Origin of the sequence: Burkholderia seminalis DSM 23518, assembly GCF_902832885.1 — a bacterium.
Lineage (GTDB): Bacteria > Pseudomonadota > Gammaproteobacteria > Burkholderiales > Burkholderiaceae > Burkholderia > Burkholderia seminalis.
Genome location: NZ_CADFDK010000006.1, coordinates 172671 through 187031, shown reverse-complemented (window position 1 = coordinate 187031; position 14361 = coordinate 172671). Strand labels below are relative to the sequence as shown.

Sequence of the window (14361 nt, the reverse complement as noted above, 5' to 3'; positions counted from 1 at the left end):
AAACCCGTCCGGCCACGCGGCCGGACGCACCGGATGAACGACGCGTTGCATGCCGTTCGTCGGTCGCCGGCGGCGCCGTCATGCCGCGGCGGCCCCCACCGCCTTCACCGGCCGCCGCGCGTGCGCAACGCTCAGGCGGCCGCGTCCCGCAGGAAATCCTCGACGATCATCGCGAAGTGCGGCGGACATTCCTGCATCGGGTAATGCCCGCAATTCGGTATCGTCACGAGCCGCGCGCCCGGGTGCCACGCGAGAAAGGTCGCCTGCATCGCCGCTGCGTCGATTCCCGGATCCTTGTCGCCGACGATTACCAGAAAGCGCGTGTCGAGCCCGCGGATGTCGTCGACGAAATCCGCGCCCGTCAGCATGTCGAGATACGCGAGTCGGCAACCCGGCGCCACGCGTTCGCGGTTCTGCCGCAACTTCAGGTCGGCCCAGCGCGCCGACAATCCACCCGTCACGAATCGCACGAGCCGCCGAAACGCATCGTCGTCGACCGTCGTGCTCGCGAAGAATGCGCGCGCGTCGGCGCCCAGGCGGTTGCCGGCCGCCGATACCGGACACACGGCGATCGCGCTCTTGATGCGTGACGGCGCATCGGCTGCGAGCCGCTGCGTCGCCATGCCGGTCATCGAATGGCCGATCACGTGAAAGCGCTGCCAGCCGAGACGATCCGCGAGCGCGAGGCAATCGGCGGAAATCTCGTCGACGGTGCATGCGCCGGTCAGGTGGCGGGACGCGCCGTAGCCGCGCAGGTCGACGAACACGTACGTGAAGGCTGTTTCGTCGAGATACGGCAGCGTTGCCGTGTAGTTCGTGTGGTCGCCGAGCCAGTCGTGCAGGACCATCACGCATTCGGGGCCGGCGCCATGCCGCAGGTAGCCGAGCCCGTCGTGGTTGCCGGTCGGGCGGGCGGAGGAGGTGTCGATGGGGTTCATTTCAAGTCGTTTCCGTCTGGTTGGGGAACCAAAACGAAACGCCCTCCCGGCGGACCGGGAGGGCGTCTTGAAAGTGCATCGATCGTATCGGGCCGATCGGCGAAAGTCAACGCCCGACGTGCCTTTCCGCCCGACACCTCGATGCGCTGCGCATCGGCCCGGCGGTTGTCGTCCGACGGCAGGACGCGATCACTGACCGATATCGTCGGGCTCGCCTATGCGGCCGGGGGCCGTCCATGCCGCGACGCGGTGCGCACGATGCTTTACGCGCGGGGCGGCGCGGCCGTACACTCGTCGGCAATTCGCGGCCCGCGCGCGTGGCTTGCCATTCCTTCGGTGGCTTTCAGCGGGCCGACGATCGCGCCAGCCGGACATTCGTCGCGCGACGCCAGGAGGCGCCATGAGTGCAGACGCAGCCCCCGCATCCCCGTCCGTTCAGGACCGCATCCGGCACGTGTTCGTGCTGATGCTCGAGAACCGTTCCTTCGATCACCTGTTTGCACTGTCGGGCATTGCCGGCATCGTCGCCGCGTCGCCGGGCAACAGCAACGCGTACGGCGGCGCGGTCTATCCGTTCGGCGGCGGCGCGCCCGACCGGATGCCGACCGATCCGTGCCACGAATTCACCGACGTGCTCGAACAGCTGTGCGGCGCGGGCGTACCGTTCGTGAAAGGGCAGGCCTATCCGTCCATCACCAATTCGGGTTTCGTGTCGAACTACGCGACGTCGCATTCCGAAGGCACGCCGCCGCGGCCGGTCGATGCGGGCAAGATCATGCAGGGTGTCGACGTCGTGACGCAGGCGCCGTCGCTTTACGCGCTCGCGAACGCGTTCGTGCTGTGTGATGCGTGGCATGCATCGATGCCGGGGCCGACCTGGCCGAACCGCTTCTTCCTGCATGGCGCGTCGTCGGCCGGGCTCGACCATTCGCCGACCAAGCAGGAAATGCTGGGATGGGACGGGTTCGACGGTTTTCCGTATCCGAAGGGTTCGATCTTCGGCGCGCTCGGCGACGACAACTGGCGCATCTACCAGGACCAGACGGGCGACCCGCTCGGCCACGTGCCGCAGGTCGCGTCGTTGAAGGGCATCAGCTTCTTCGACATCGACGATCTCGCGCATTTCGACGCCGATCTCGCGGCCGGCTACACGGCGCGCTATACGTTCATCGAGCCCGGTTACGGCGACATCGTGCACGGTACCTATCAGAACGGCAGCTCGCAGCATCCGATGGACGGTCTCGCCGGCGGCGACCGGCTCGCCGCGCGCGTGTACAACGCGATCCGCAATTCGCCGGTGTGGAACAGCAGCCTGTTCGTGATCGTCTACGACGAGCACGGCGGCTTCTACGATTCGGTCGGGCCGGGCGCCGCGCCGCCGCCGAACGACGGCGCGCCCGCGACGCTGAACGCGAGCGGCTTCGGCTTCGACGTGTACGGCGTGCGCGTGCCGGCGATCGTGATTTCGCCGTGGGTCGCGGCCGGGCACGTCGATCACACGCCGTATGACCATGCATCGGTCGCCGCGACGCTCGAGCGGCTGTTCGGCCTCGCGCCGCTGACCGATCGCGACCGCCTCGCCAACGACCTGCTGGCGCTCGTGACGCCTACGTGCCGGACGGATTGTCCGCAAAGGATCGGAACATGAGTACCGCCGCCCCGACTCCGGACCCGCGCGATGCGCTACCCGTGCGCGACGGCACGAGCCTGATCGCATATCTGCACATCCTGAGGAAAGCGCATGCGGCGCTCGTCGGACAGGAGCAGGCGCATCAACGCTTCAGCGAGATCGTCACGCGCGGGCAGGCGCGGCGGTACATCGAGGAACTGATGCCGGTGCTGCTGCACAAGCGTGCCGAGCATCGGGCGCGCAAGCATGGCGGGAAGCATCGTTGAGCGGGGGCGACAGCTTGGTGTCAGTTGACGGTGGCCGACAATTGGGCAAACCGCATGCCTGTACGTCTTGCGCGTCGTTGACATTGGCACGAGGAAGCCGCGTGCGGGCTTACGCCGCCACCTCCCGCGCCCGCACTATCGCCAGCGCGGCATCCTCGATCATGTCCTCTCGGCCACCGACGAGCCGCTGCCGGCCGAGTTCGACGAGGATTTCGCGCGCAGGAATCCCGTACTTCGCCTCCGCGCGCTTCGCGAACAGCAGGAGCGACGAGTGGACGCCCGCGTAGCTGAGCGTCAGCGCATCGCGGTCGCGGTGGAACGGCGCGTCCACGATCGGCACGACGAGATCGTTGGCGACGCAAGATCGCGAACAGGGCGACACCCGTCTCGATCCCCATCCGGCAGCACACGGCGACGAACACTTCCGTCGGCGTGTTGCTCGCGGGCATGCCGAGGCGCGTCGTGCAGCGGTTGCGCGACGCGGAGATCGAAGCGAAGGCGAACGGTACGGATCTATCAGCAACTGGCAGTGGACTGCCTGAGGGCGATCAGGCCGATCAAGGGGGAGAGGGCGATGCCCGCAGCCCATCTATCGTTCATGCCGTGTCAGGCTTGACCGCGCTAAACCCGTCGTCGGTCGACGCAAAACCCGAGAATCCGAGTGCCATCAACGCCAGCCGGAGCCGCTCGGAGAGCGTCGTGCCGAAAACCGCCAGCATCGCATAGCCGTGCGTTGCGCCGTTGTGATGGTCGTCCAGCGTATCCAGGATGCCGGCGCACCAGCTTTCGCGGTCGTCGCCATGGCGCAGGAACGTGGTGACGCCACCTTCGGCGGCTTGCCCGGGCAACGCCGCTGATGTATTCCAGATCCGTTTGACGACGGTATCGTTGATGTCGCTCGTGACGACCCACGTATGCCGGGCGTGCGCGGCGACGTCGCGAATCCGCTCGCCGCTTCCGGGATCGACGATCAGCGCGATCGTGTTCTGTTTCGTCATGAGCGTTCCCCGTTGTGGTTACCCGGTCGACACTGTTTCACGCGTACCGGTCAATCGGGACGATACCCGGGCGATTGCGTCACGCATCGCCATTGGCTTAAGATCGACGGGAGTTCACCACACGCGTCCAGCACCAATGAAAAAAAGCATGAGCCTGCGGGTCGCCGTCATCGCCTCGGCTGTTGCGGTATACAGCGTCTACATGCACATCGACCAGCTGATCAGCGGCTGCATGTGGGTCAGGGGCCGTCAGCGCTGCAGTTTCGAAAACAGTGCGAATTTCGAAGGCTGGATGAATCTCGACTTGCTGGTCACGTGCTGCTGGGTCGCCGCGGCGGTGGTGGGCTGGATTTCCGTCGCGCAGGTCGCGAAGAAGCCGGAGTAGCGGCGTGACGTACGTGCCCGATTGGATCGGTACGAAATGTCGGCTTGTCTGGCTGAATCTGTCAATCCGTGACAACGCGTATTCGTCGAGCGGCAGCGGGGGCGCGCTTCGTCCTTTCGAGCGGGTCATGAATCCGTGACCGGTCGATAGCCGGCGCGATCGTGGTGATCCCTGGCGAGAAGCGTTGCATCGCGCGCTGCGCGAAGGGAGGTTCCCATGCAGTTTCCGACGGGATCGGTGGTCGCGCTCAGCTCGGCCTCCGCGACGATGTTCTCGATGGGCATGCTGTTTCTCGGTTACTGGGGATTGCACGAACCGCTGCCCTGGCGGTTCGGCGACTATGTCGTCGTGGTGCTCGCGCTGGCGGGCTTCGCCTGTCTCGCGTGCGTGCCGTTTCTCGCCACCTCGCCGATGAAGACCCCCGGTGACGAATCTCGGATGCTCGTCGCACGGCGCGCGTTTCTGGGCGGCGCGAGCGCGGTGTGGTGTGCGATCGTCGCGTCGTTGCTCGTGTGACGCGACGGGGCGGAGACAGCGACCGGAATGCCGATGCGCACGCGGTTCAATAAGTCATATATGAGGCGCGGAAACACCGTTCTAACGCGGGCATTCCTGCTTTGATTTCCCCGATAGCGTGCACTAGATTCGAAGCGTTCATGTGTCACAGAGCGCGAGGTGGAGCCATGACGCCGTGGGAGATTCAGGGCACCGAAATGATCAGCTGCAATTGCTCATACGGTTGCCCATGCCAGTTCAATGCGCTGCCGACCAACGGCAACTGCGAGGCGATGGGCGCGATTTCGATCGACAGCGGTCACTACGGCGACGTGGTGCTCGACGGCGTCCGGATCGCGGTCGTGTTCCATTGGCCGGGCGCTGTCCACGAAGGTCACGGAAAGTGCCAGCCGATCGTCGACGAACGCGCCAGCCTGGCGCAGCGCGATGCCGTGCTGAAGATCATGACCGGTCAGGATACCGATCCGTTCGCGACGATGTTCTCGGTGTACGCGTCGACGCTGGAGCACGCGTTCGATCCGATCTTCGCGAAGATCGATTTCGACGTGGATGTCGATGCCCGGCGCGGCCGGATTCACGTCGATGGCGTGTTCGACCTCGCGGGCGACCCGATCCGCAATCCGGTGACGGGCGACGCGCATCGCGTGCGAATCGACCTGCCGCACGGTTTCGAATACGAACTGGCCGAGATCGGTTCGGGCACGGGGCGCTCGCACGGCAACCTCGCGTTGAATCTCGACGGCACCTATGCGCAGTTCGCGCGGCTGCACCTGAACAATCACGGACTGATCCGGCATCGCGTCGCGGCATGACTCCGCTCGGCATCTGGCTCGGGCGCGAGCGCGTCATCACGCTGCTCGGCATGGCCGCGCTCGTCGCCGTGTGCTGGTTCTACCTGTGGACGGGCGCGGGTACCGGCATGTCGGCGCTGGAGATGACGACGGTCGCGCTCTTTCCGCATCGGCTCGCGGACGACCCGGGCAGCATGGAGCCGTCGCTGCCGACCGTGATCGTGATGTGGTGGGTGATGATGATCGCGATGATGACGCCCGGTGCGGCGCCGCTTGTGATGCTGTACCGGCGCGTGTTGCGGCATCGCGGCAACGGGGAAGCGGGTTCGGCGTTCACGTCGGTGTCGCTGCTGGCCGGTTATCTGACGGCCTGGCTCGCGTTTTCGATCGGCGCGGCGTGGCTTCAGGCACTGCTGCAGCCGGCGGGGTTGATCTCCGCGATGATGCTGTGGTCGAAGAGCGCGGCCCTTTCCGCGTTCGTGCTGGCGCTGGCCGGGCTCTATCAGTTCTCGCCGCTCAAGCGCGCGTGTCTGCGGCAATGCCGCGCGCCGGCCGCGTTCCTGGTCGCGCACTGGCGTCCGGGCGTCGCCGGCAGTTTCCTGCTCGGTGCGCGCCATGGGGCGTACTGCGTGGGCTGCTGCTGGCTCCTGATGGCGCTGCTGTTCGTCGGCGGCGTGATGAACGTCGTGTGGATTGCCGCGTTGTCGCTGTTCGTGTTTGCGGAAAAGATCCTGCCAGGCGGAGAACGTGTCGGCCGCGCGCTCGGCGTCGTGCTGATCGTGTGGGCCGGCGCGACGTTGCTGGTCTGATCGTCCGCGGCTGGCGCCAGCGGCCGTGCACCGGCCGTGATGGTGCTCGCACCGGCAACGCAGTCGTCAACGGGAGACGATCGATGAAGATCCGCTTTCATGCCGCTGCCGTCTTGTGTGCGGTGGCAACTGTTGCGATGCCGGTATTGGCCGCCGGCGACATGGCCGGCATGGACATGGGCGGCAGGAAGATGGCGGCACCGGACGCCGCGCTGACCGATGCCGAGGTGAAGAAGGTCGACACCGGGCACGGGATGGTCACGCTTCGGCACGGCGCGCTCGACAACGTCGGGATGCCGGCGATGACGATGGCGTTCAAGGCCGGCGATGCGGTGACGATCGGGGCGCTGCGCACCGGCGACAAGGTCAGGGTCCGGATCGAGCGTGTGGACGGCGTGCTCACGATCGTGAAGCTGGTGAAGGGTCCGTGACGACGGGCGGTGCGGACAGGTTCGCCGCGGGCCGACGATGCCCGGCATGCTTTCGCCATTCATGCTACGTAACGCAAGGCCGATGTTACGTCCGCGTTGCCGGGACGCAGGTGCGGATCGGCAAGGTCGAGCCGGCGCCGAAGCGATGCGCCGTACCCGAACGCGCCGCCGGCAGGTCATCGCGTCCCGATCGAAAGACTGTTAACGGGGCCGACGGAAATGGCACGGTAGATGCTTGATGGAAGGATCGCGCTGAATAGCAGACGGGGGCTTCCATGCAACATCCATTCATCAAGGCGAATGTCGCGTTCGCCGCCATTGCCGCGGCATGCACGCTGGCTGCGTGTGGTGGCGGAGACATCACGGCACCGCCGCTGGCCGGCAACACCATCGGGACGAGTACCAGCGGGACGACCAGCGGTACCAGTGGGTCGAGCGGTTCGAGCAGCGGCGGTACCAGCGGGTCGAGCGGCACGAGCAGCAGTGGTACGAGCAGCAGCGGCACGAGCAGCAGTGGCACAAGCAGCAGTGGCACGAGCAGCAGTGGCACGAGCAGCAGTGGTACGAGCAGCAGTGGTACGAGCAGCAGTGGTACGAGCAGCAGTGGTACGAGCAGCAGTGGCACGAGCAGCAGTGGTACGAGCAGCAGCGGCACGAGCAGCAGCGGCACGAGCAGCAGCGGCACGAGCAGTAGCGGCACGAGCAGTAGCGGCACGAGCGGCGCGCCAGGCACGAACGGCATCATCAGCTCCGTCGGCGGGATCGTGATGGACGTGGGCACCACGCTTGCCGGCGTGACCCTCCCCGGCGTCAGCAGGGGCGTCACCGTCGGGCCTGCCGACACGGTGACCGGTGTCGGCACGATCATCAGCCAGACGTCGAACGTCGTGAGTGCCGGTCTCGGCCAGATCGGCATCGTACCGAACCCGGTCGGCACGACGGTCGCCGGCCTCGGCAACATCGTTGCGTCGACCAGCAACCCCGTCAGCGGCCTCAGCGAAACCGTCAAGGCGCTCGGTACCGGCCCGCTCTCGCCGCTTTCACCGCTTACGACACCGATCAGCGGGCTGCTCGACACGGTGTCCAGCGGTTTGAGAACGGGCGGCACGACGCTCGGCGCGGCGTTGTCGTCGGGCCCGGTCCAGCAGGCGACGCAGGCGATCAGCACGGCGATCACGCCGCTCGTGACGACGGCGGGCCAGCTCACGCAGCAGGTCGGCACCGCCACCGGCCTCGGGCAGCCGGTGGCCGGCCTGCTCGGGCAGGTCGGCGCGGCGGTCACGTCGGCCGGATGGAAGGTGAGCGCCGCGTCGCCTCAGCCGCTCGTCGGCGGCGTCGGCACCCTTGTCCGGGCGGTCGGCAACACGGTTACCAACGTGGGCGGCCTCGTGAATCCGGGCGGCGCGAACGGTGCGGTGCCGATCTCCGGGCTGGTGACGAGCGTGGTCGGCGGCATCCCGGCGACCGTGCACGATGGTCCCGCGACCGGCACACCGGCGGGTGGTCTCGCCAATCCGCTTGCGCCGGTGACGTCGCTGGTCGGAGGCCTGCTCGGCGGCCTGGCCGGCAAGTAGCCGGTGTGCGTCGATCGCGGCGGCGGACAGCCGGCCTGTCATTGAAGGGCCGGCTGGCGCCACGCGTGACCGGTCGATGGCGTTCGACGCGCGGCCGGTCGTCTGGCCCTGATCGACGCATCATCCGCGCGTGTCGCCGAGCTTCGATGGCGGTCGTGCGAGCCCGCGCGCAGGCAGCGGCGTCGACATCATGATCGACGTGCGCGTTTCGCCGTACAGGTTGATGCGTTCGATCAATTGTTCGAGATGGGTCATGCCGATCGCGACGAGCCGCATCACATACGAATCCGCGCCCGTCACGTGATGGCACTCGACGACTTCGGGAATCGTCTCCAGCAGCTTGAGGAACTTCGCTTTCGCCGGCTGCGGCACCGTGATGCCGATCAGCGCGCTCACCGGATAGCCGGCCGCGGCCGGATTGATCCGCGCCGTATAACCCTCGATGACGCCGGCCGATTCGAGGCGCTTCACGCGCTCCGTCACCGCCGGCACCGACAGGTGTACCTGGCGCGCCAGTTCCGTATAGCTGATGCGGCCGTTGGCCTGCAGCAGCGACAGTACCTTCCAGTCCAGATCGTCCATTGCGGCGGAGTTTTTAAGGTAGAGTCGCCATTTTTCCTTAAAAACCGCATTCAGCGGTGACCGGACTTTCCCTACGATGCCTGTTCAACCCGTGGATGCCACAAGGAGCAGGCGATGCTGTTCATCAAGTCCGTCGTGATGGGGCTGTCGATCGCGGTGCCGGTCGGCCCGATCGGCATGCTGTGCATTCAGCGCAGCCTGAGCCGGGGTTTTCGGGCGGGGTTCGCGACGGGCATCGGCGCCGCGTGCGCCGATGCGATCTACGGCCTGCTCGGCGCGCTGGGCATTGCAGGCATCGTTACCGCGTTCCCGATGCTGACCGTCGGCCTGAAAATCGGCGGCGGCGCATTTCTCGTCTGGCTCGCGTGGACCATCTTGCGTCAGCCGCCGGCCGAGGCGGCGCTGCAGCGCGACCTGCCGCGCACGACCGTGCTGCGGGATTTCCTGACGACGTTCGGCCTCACGCTGTCGAACCCGATGACGATCCTGTCGTTCGTCGGGATTTTCGCGGCGCTCGGCCCGCTGTCGGGCACGCCCGGCAGCTCGGTCGGGCCTGCCGTGGCGTGGATGGTCGCCGGTGTGTTCGTCGGCTCCGCCGCGTGGTGGCTGTGCCTGAGCAGCGCGACCGCCGCGCTGCGCACGAAGCTGTCGCTCGCGTTCATGCACGGGCTGTCGCGCGTATCGGCGGCCGTCATCGCGGTATTCGGCGCGGTCCAACTGGTCGCAGGCGCGCGTGCGATGATCTAGGCGTCGTTCGACCGGATGGCGTCGATCGTCGTCCGGATATGGGCGAGCAGTTCGAGCATCACCGTTTTCCGAAAGTACTGGTTCATGCGCGTGCTGACGGCGACATCGGCCGGCAACGCGTCGATCGCACGCTGGACCGACAACAGATCGTCGGCGAGCCGAGCCGGCGCATCGGGCGGCCACCGGTCGAGCGCCGTGGCGATTTCGTCCGGCCAGAAACCGAACGCGTCGATGCCGCAGCATCCGGCGACGCAGTTCGTCTCCAGCGCATCGAGCAACGGCATGACCGCGGTCAGATGCGGGTCGATTTCGACCGCGCGCCCCTGGCCGCCCGCCAGATCGCCGACTTCGATCCAGCGATCCTTGCCGATGCTGATGTCGTCCTTGTGCGGTTTTCCGTTCATCGCCGGCTCAATTCAGGGCCCGGAAATGGGCATGCATGAAGCGTGCGATCTCCCGGGTGAGTTCGATATCCTCCGGCGCGCCCATGAACCCGCCGTGCGGCATGCCTTCGAACACATGCAGTTCGGTCGGCACTTGCGCGCGCCGCAACGCGCGGTGCAGGCGAACCGCGTTCGACAGGAACAGGTCGCGCGTACCGCTCTGGATGAACGTCGGCGGGAAGCCGGCCGAGAAATCGCCGAACAGCGGCGACAGATACGGATGCGCGAGATCGGCGCCGTTGGCGTAGAGCAGGTTGTTCGGCATCAGCGACGCCGGCAGCACGACGTCGACGAGCCGGTTGGTCTCGAAGCTGTCGCCGGATTCGGTCAGATCGGCTTCCGGCGACAGCAGGACGAGCGCGGCCGGCAGCGGCAAGCCTTCGTCGCGGGCACGCAGCACCATCGCGGCCGCGAGATTGCCGCCGGCCGAGCGGCCGCCGATGACGATGTTTTCCGGCGCGTGGCGCGCCAGCACGAACGCATAGGCCGCGATGCAATCGTCGAGCGCGGCCGGATACGGATGTTCGGGCGGCATGCGGTAATCGACGCCGTAGCAGCGAACGCCCAGGCGGTCGGCATGCATCTGCGCGCCGGCGCGGCATGCGGCGCCGCCGCCGACGATCAGCGCGCCGCCATGCAGGTCGATGTACGCGCATTCGTCGGAAGCGGCCGCTTCGGGCGTCGCGACGTGGAGGTCCACATCGCCGGCCCGGATCGTCTCGACGCTCGAACGCAGATGGCCGGCCAGTTGCCCGACCGCGGCCGTGTAATACGCGTCGGCGGCCGCCTTCACGCGCATCCACGCGTCGACATCGTCCGGCGCGGGCATCACGTGCAGCGCATTCAGCGGCACGCCGTCGTCGCCGACCAGGCGTTGCAACGCGGCTCGCGCTTCGTCGCTGATCGAGGTGGGGAAGGGCACGACGCGGCTCGGCAGCACGACGCCATCGGGTTTGTCGTTCATCGCTTGAATTCCATCAGGCCCGTCATGCGGCCGAAGGCCAGTGGCGCAGCATCACGTCGAGCGCATCGAGGCTGCGCGACCACGATGCGTCGGAATCCGGTGTGCCGTGCGAGAAACCGCCGGCGCCTTCGAGCGTCACGTAGCCCATGAAGAAGCCGCCGAGCAGGCGGATCGCATGGGCCTGCTCGGCTTCCGGCAGGTCGTAGCTGCGCAGCACGGCCGAGGTCATCCTGACGAGCCGCCCGCCCGCGCTTTCGGCGGCGCGCTCGGGACTCACCGGATGGCGCGCGGCCGCAAAGCGGCCGGGGTGCGCGCGCGCATAGTCGCGATAGACGTTCGCGAGCGCGGTCAGCGCATCCTTGCCGGTGCGGCCGGCCAGCGCATCGGCGGCGCGATCGGCCAGCTCCTGCAGCGCGAACAGCGCGATCCGGCTCTTGAGATCGTCGAAACTCGGGACATGGGAATACAGGCTGGCCAGCTTGACGCCGAAATGCCGCGCGAGCGCCGCGCCGGTGAGCGGCTCGAAGCCGGTTTCGTCGGCGAGCCGCGCGCCGGCTTCGACGAGTCTGTCTACGGTAATGCCGGCACGCGCCATGACGAATACTATGTGAATTAGTCAAAAAACTAATTCTATTAGTTTTTGCCGCGAAGTCAATTTCCCGTACGGTGCCGGCCATGCCGATCCGCCCCGGCGCCCGCGACGCAGGCGCCGGGGCGACCGGCCGTCAGAACGTGTAGGTGATCTTGCCGAACGCGGTGCGGCCGAGCGTGTTGTAGCCGTACGCGGTCATGTATTGCCGGTCGAACAGGTTCGACAGCGACGCCGACACCGTCAGGTGCGAATTGATCCGGTACGACGCGCGCAGGCTCACCGTCAGGTACGACGGCAGATACGTCGTGTTGGCCGGATCGTCGAACGTCGTGCCGCCGTAGAGCAGCGATGCGCCCGTGCTCAGCGCGTGGAGCTTCAGTTCGTCCCACGTGTGGTCGACGCTGAGGCTGACCGTCTGGCGCGGCCGGCGGTTGAGCCAGGTCTGGTTGGTCTCGTCCTGCGGATTCAGGAGGCCGACGGCCAGACTCACCGGCGTCGAGCGGCCGATCGTCCCCTTGTACGACAGGTCGATGCCGCGAATGTGCGAACGGCCGATGTTCATCGGCGAGAACGTTGCCGGGTTGTACGCGATCAGGTTGTTGACGTGCGTGTCGTAGACCGCCGCCGAGAACGTGCCGTACGACGTGTTCGCGTCGAGCGCGGCCTCGACCGACGTGCTGCGTTCCGGGCTGAGGTTCGGATTGCCGTAGCCGGGGTAGTACAGGTCGTTGAAACTCGGCAGGCGGAATGCGTTGCCGTACGACACGCGCGCGGTGTAGACCGGCGTGATCGCCCACGACAGCGCGGCGTTGCCGGTGTTCACGCCTTGCCCGGCGATGATCTCGCGACGCCCCGCGAGGAACAGCGTCACGCTGCCGAGCGTGGCCGACTGATGCAGCGAAAACGCCGAGTCGTTGCGCGTCGGTATGCCGCCGGGCGCGTCGATCGGCAGGAATGCCTGTTCGCGCGTGAAATCGTAGGCGAGCTTCGTTTCGCCCGACAGCGGCAGGCCGAACAGGCGGAACCCGTGCGCCTGATGGGTCAGCGACGTCGACGTGCTGATGCGCTGCGAATTGATCTGGTCGGTTGCGAGGGCCGGATTGTCCGCGTAGATGAACTGGCGGTCGTTCGCATAACCGAACGACTGGTCGAACTGCGTATCGGGCGTGATGTCGAGATGAAATGCGATGCCGGTCGTCAGCTGGTGATCGAGCTCGCGATTCGCATAGCCGCTGTTGTCGTAGGACAGGTCGGAGCGGTGATACAGCGCGAACGTCGAGATCGACCAGTTGTCGCGCGCATAGCCGAGCCGCGCATCGAGATCCTGCGCGTGATACGGATTGCGGCCGGCTTCGTGACCGTAGAAGAAGGGCCGCGTCGCATCGATGCCGGCCGTGTTGTAGTCGTGCAGCCCCAGCGAGTAGGTGACACCGCCGAGCGCGGCCAGCGGCCCTGTCGACGGCAGGGTGCCCGACGTGCGGAACTGCGTGTCGAACGTCTTGTTCGATCCGCCGCCGAACGACACGGTGGTCTGGTTCGGCCGGTTGGCGGCGCGGCGCGTGAAGAGCTGCACGACGCCGCCCATCGCGTTGCTGCCGAACGATGCGGCGGCCGGGCCCGAAATCACTTCCACGCGTTCGAACGCGTCGGCCGGCAGGTCGGCCCACGGCGCGATGCCGGTGGTCGGCGAGCCGATCCGGATCCCGTCGATGAACACGGCGACCTGGCTGGCCGACGAGCCGCGGATGCTGACCGACGCGGACGAGCCGGGGCCGCCGCTCTGCGAGACGGTCACGCCCGGCAGCGTCGCGAGCGCCTGCGTGATGCTCGGGTCGGTCGACGACAGCCGGTCGAGATCTTCTCGCGTAAGCACCTGCGTCGACGCATAGCGCCGGTCGAACGATTCGGGCAGGTGCCGCGTGTCGGTCACGCTGATCGTCGGCAGATCGGCGCCTTCGGCGGGCTGGGCGGGCGGCTGGAGCGCGGTATCGCCGGCGGCATGGGCGAGCGGGGTGAGCAGCGCGGTGGCGGCGGATGTGGCGAGCAGGTAACGAAGGTTCATCAGACAGCGAGAGAAAGCGTGTGGCGCGTAGGGCGGTCGCGAGCGAAGGGCGGGCAGGTTGCGCATGCCGACGGCGTGTCGGCGCGACGCTTCCGGCAGGGAAGCGGATTCGGGAACGAAGGACATCTGACGGATCCTGAGGTCGGGTCGTCCATGCAACGGGCGACCGCCAACGGCGGCGCTTGCGCATCGGGACACCCCGCCCGGTGCGGCTGCTGGACCTCGGGTCGATGGCAGGTCTCCTGGCTCGCGGGTCGTCATCCGTGCGGACCTTCCCGGTTTCCCAGTGGCGCGCAGTGGCACGGATTCGCCGCTCACAGTTGCGGGGGCAGCCGCAGATTCGAGTCGTTGCCCGTCCTGCGTTCCCTTTTGATCCCATCGCTGGGAACCATCAGCGCGCAAGGGTAATGGCGTGCGCTCCCGCACGTCAATTGCCGCGCCGCGCGAGGGTGCGAAAAAACGTCATTCTCCGGCAAGCGCTTTCCGAATCCTTTCGCTTGTGTGTTGGTGTCGCGTTTCTCGTCTGATGAATCGGGAGGAGCAAGCGGCATGCGAGCCGCGTCGTATCGAACGCGAAACCGTAGGTTGTCCGGTCGACGTCAGCCGGCGCGTTGAGCAGCCCGGGCAGCGGCA

The 14361-nt window shown here is 67.0% G+C and carries 16 protein-coding genes, 1 pseudogene and 1 riboswitch; of the genes and pseudogenes, 9 read left to right on the top strand and 8 right to left on the bottom strand.

Annotated features, from left to right (window positions below; translation table 11 throughout):
- Nucleotides 1-131: 131 nt before the first annotated feature.
- On the bottom strand, nt 132-938 hold the full coding sequence (locus HWX00_RS20260) for an alpha/beta fold hydrolase (protein WP_175027815.1): 807 nt from the start codon (nt 936-938) through the stop codon (nt 132-134).
- A gap of 400 nt (nt 939-1338) precedes the next feature.
- Here HWX00_RS20260 and HWX00_RS20255 point away from each other — a divergent pair, with 400 nt between their 5' ends.
- Together HWX00_RS20255 and HWX00_RS20250 are read left to right on the top strand one after the other, a co-directional pair.
- Nucleotides 1339-2586: an alkaline phosphatase family protein gene (locus tag HWX00_RS20255; RefSeq protein WP_175027814.1), complete on the top strand. Its 1248-nt coding sequence runs from the start codon at nt 1339-1341 to the stop codon at nt 2584-2586.
- Complete coding sequence (locus tag HWX00_RS20250; RefSeq protein WP_175027813.1) at nt 2583-2834, top strand: hypothetical protein; 252 nt, start codon at nt 2583-2585, stop codon at nt 2832-2834. The genes HWX00_RS20255 and HWX00_RS20250 overlap by 4 nt, the downstream gene beginning before the upstream one ends.
- A gap of 109 nt (nt 2835-2943) precedes the next feature.
- On the opposite strand, the pseudogene HWX00_RS20245 reads toward HWX00_RS20250, so the two are convergent.
- Together HWX00_RS20245 and HWX00_RS20240 are read right to left on the bottom strand one after the other, a co-directional pair.
- A pseudogene (locus tag HWX00_RS20245) lies at nt 2944-3289 on the bottom strand (4-hydroxy-2-oxovalerate aldolase); the annotation flags it as partial.
- Nucleotides 3290-3430: 141 nt separating this feature from the next.
- Entirely contained in the window at nt 3431-3832 is a 402-nt protein-coding gene (locus HWX00_RS20240) for a hypothetical protein (protein ID WP_175027812.1), read from the bottom strand.
- Nucleotides 3833-3968: 136 nt separating this feature from the next.
- Between HWX00_RS20240 and HWX00_RS20235 the strand changes: the two genes are divergently transcribed.
- From HWX00_RS20235 to HWX00_RS20210, 6 genes are all read left to right on the top strand, one after another.
- Nucleotides 3969-4217 carry a hypothetical protein gene (locus HWX00_RS20235; RefSeq protein ID WP_049036319.1) on the top strand — a complete coding sequence of 83 codons (249 nt, stop codon included), beginning with the start codon at nt 3969-3971 and terminating at the stop codon, nt 4215-4217.
- Nucleotides 4218-4433: 216 nt separating this feature from the next.
- Complete coding sequence (locus HWX00_RS20230; protein WP_034191297.1) at nt 4434-4733, top strand: hypothetical protein; 300 nt, start codon at nt 4434-4436, stop codon at nt 4731-4733.
- Between the two features lie 167 nt (nt 4734-4900).
- Nucleotides 4901-5545: a DUF1326 domain-containing protein gene (locus tag HWX00_RS20225; protein ID WP_049036321.1), complete on the top strand. Its 645-nt coding sequence runs from the start codon at nt 4901-4903 to the stop codon at nt 5543-5545.
- A complete protein-coding gene (locus tag HWX00_RS20220) occupies nt 5542-6333 on the top strand; it encodes a DUF2182 domain-containing protein (RefSeq protein WP_034191299.1) in 792 nt (263 codons plus the stop codon). Before HWX00_RS20225 ends, HWX00_RS20220 begins: the two co-directional genes overlap by 4 nt.
- A gap of 83 nt (nt 6334-6416) precedes the next feature.
- On the top strand, nt 6417-6764 hold the full coding sequence (locus HWX00_RS20215) for a copper-binding protein (RefSeq protein ID WP_175027811.1): 348 nt from the start codon (nt 6417-6419) through the stop codon (nt 6762-6764).
- A gap of 275 nt (nt 6765-7039) precedes the next feature.
- Nucleotides 7040-8338, top strand: a complete 1299-nt coding sequence (locus HWX00_RS20210) for a collagen-like triple helix repeat-containing protein (protein WP_175027810.1) — start codon at nt 7040-7042, stop codon at nt 8336-8338.
- A gap of 120 nt (nt 8339-8458) precedes the next feature.
- On the opposite strand, the gene HWX00_RS20205 is transcribed toward HWX00_RS20210, so the two are convergent.
- Complete coding sequence (locus HWX00_RS20205; protein WP_034191303.1) at nt 8459-8920, bottom strand: Lrp/AsnC family transcriptional regulator; 462 nt, start codon at nt 8918-8920, stop codon at nt 8459-8461.
- 114 nt (nt 8921-9034) lie between these two features.
- On the opposite strand from HWX00_RS20205, the gene HWX00_RS20200 reads away from it, so the two are divergent.
- On the top strand, nt 9035-9667 hold the full coding sequence (locus HWX00_RS20200; RefSeq protein WP_034191304.1) for a LysE family translocator: 633 nt from the start codon (nt 9035-9037) through the stop codon (nt 9665-9667).
- On the opposite strand, the gene HWX00_RS20195 is transcribed toward HWX00_RS20200, so the two are convergent.
- From HWX00_RS20195 to HWX00_RS20180, 4 genes are all read right to left on the bottom strand, one after another.
- Complete coding sequence (locus HWX00_RS20195) at nt 9664-10071, bottom strand: DUF6331 family protein (RefSeq protein ID WP_059556577.1); 408 nt, start codon at nt 10069-10071, stop codon at nt 9664-9666. The two genes, HWX00_RS20200 and HWX00_RS20195, sit on opposite strands and share 4 nt — an antisense overlap.
- A 7-nt stretch (nt 10072-10078) precedes the next feature.
- Nucleotides 10079-11074 carry an alpha/beta hydrolase gene (locus HWX00_RS20190; protein WP_175027809.1) on the bottom strand — a complete coding sequence of 332 codons (996 nt, stop codon included), beginning with the start codon at nt 11072-11074 and terminating at the stop codon, nt 10079-10081.
- Between the two features lie 22 nt (nt 11075-11096).
- Nucleotides 11097-11669: a TetR/AcrR family transcriptional regulator gene (locus HWX00_RS20185; protein ID WP_069704728.1), complete on the bottom strand. Its 573-nt coding sequence runs from the start codon at nt 11667-11669 to the stop codon at nt 11097-11099.
- 130 nt (nt 11670-11799) lie between these two features.
- Nucleotides 11800-13728 carry a TonB-dependent receptor domain-containing protein gene (locus HWX00_RS20180; RefSeq protein ID WP_069704729.1) on the bottom strand — a complete coding sequence of 643 codons (1929 nt, stop codon included), beginning with the start codon at nt 13726-13728 and terminating at the stop codon, nt 11800-11802.
- A 215-nt stretch (nt 13729-13943) separates the two neighbouring features.
- Nucleotides 13944-14136: riboswitch (cobalamin riboswitch) on the bottom strand.
- Nucleotides 14137-14361: the final 225 nt, after the last annotated feature.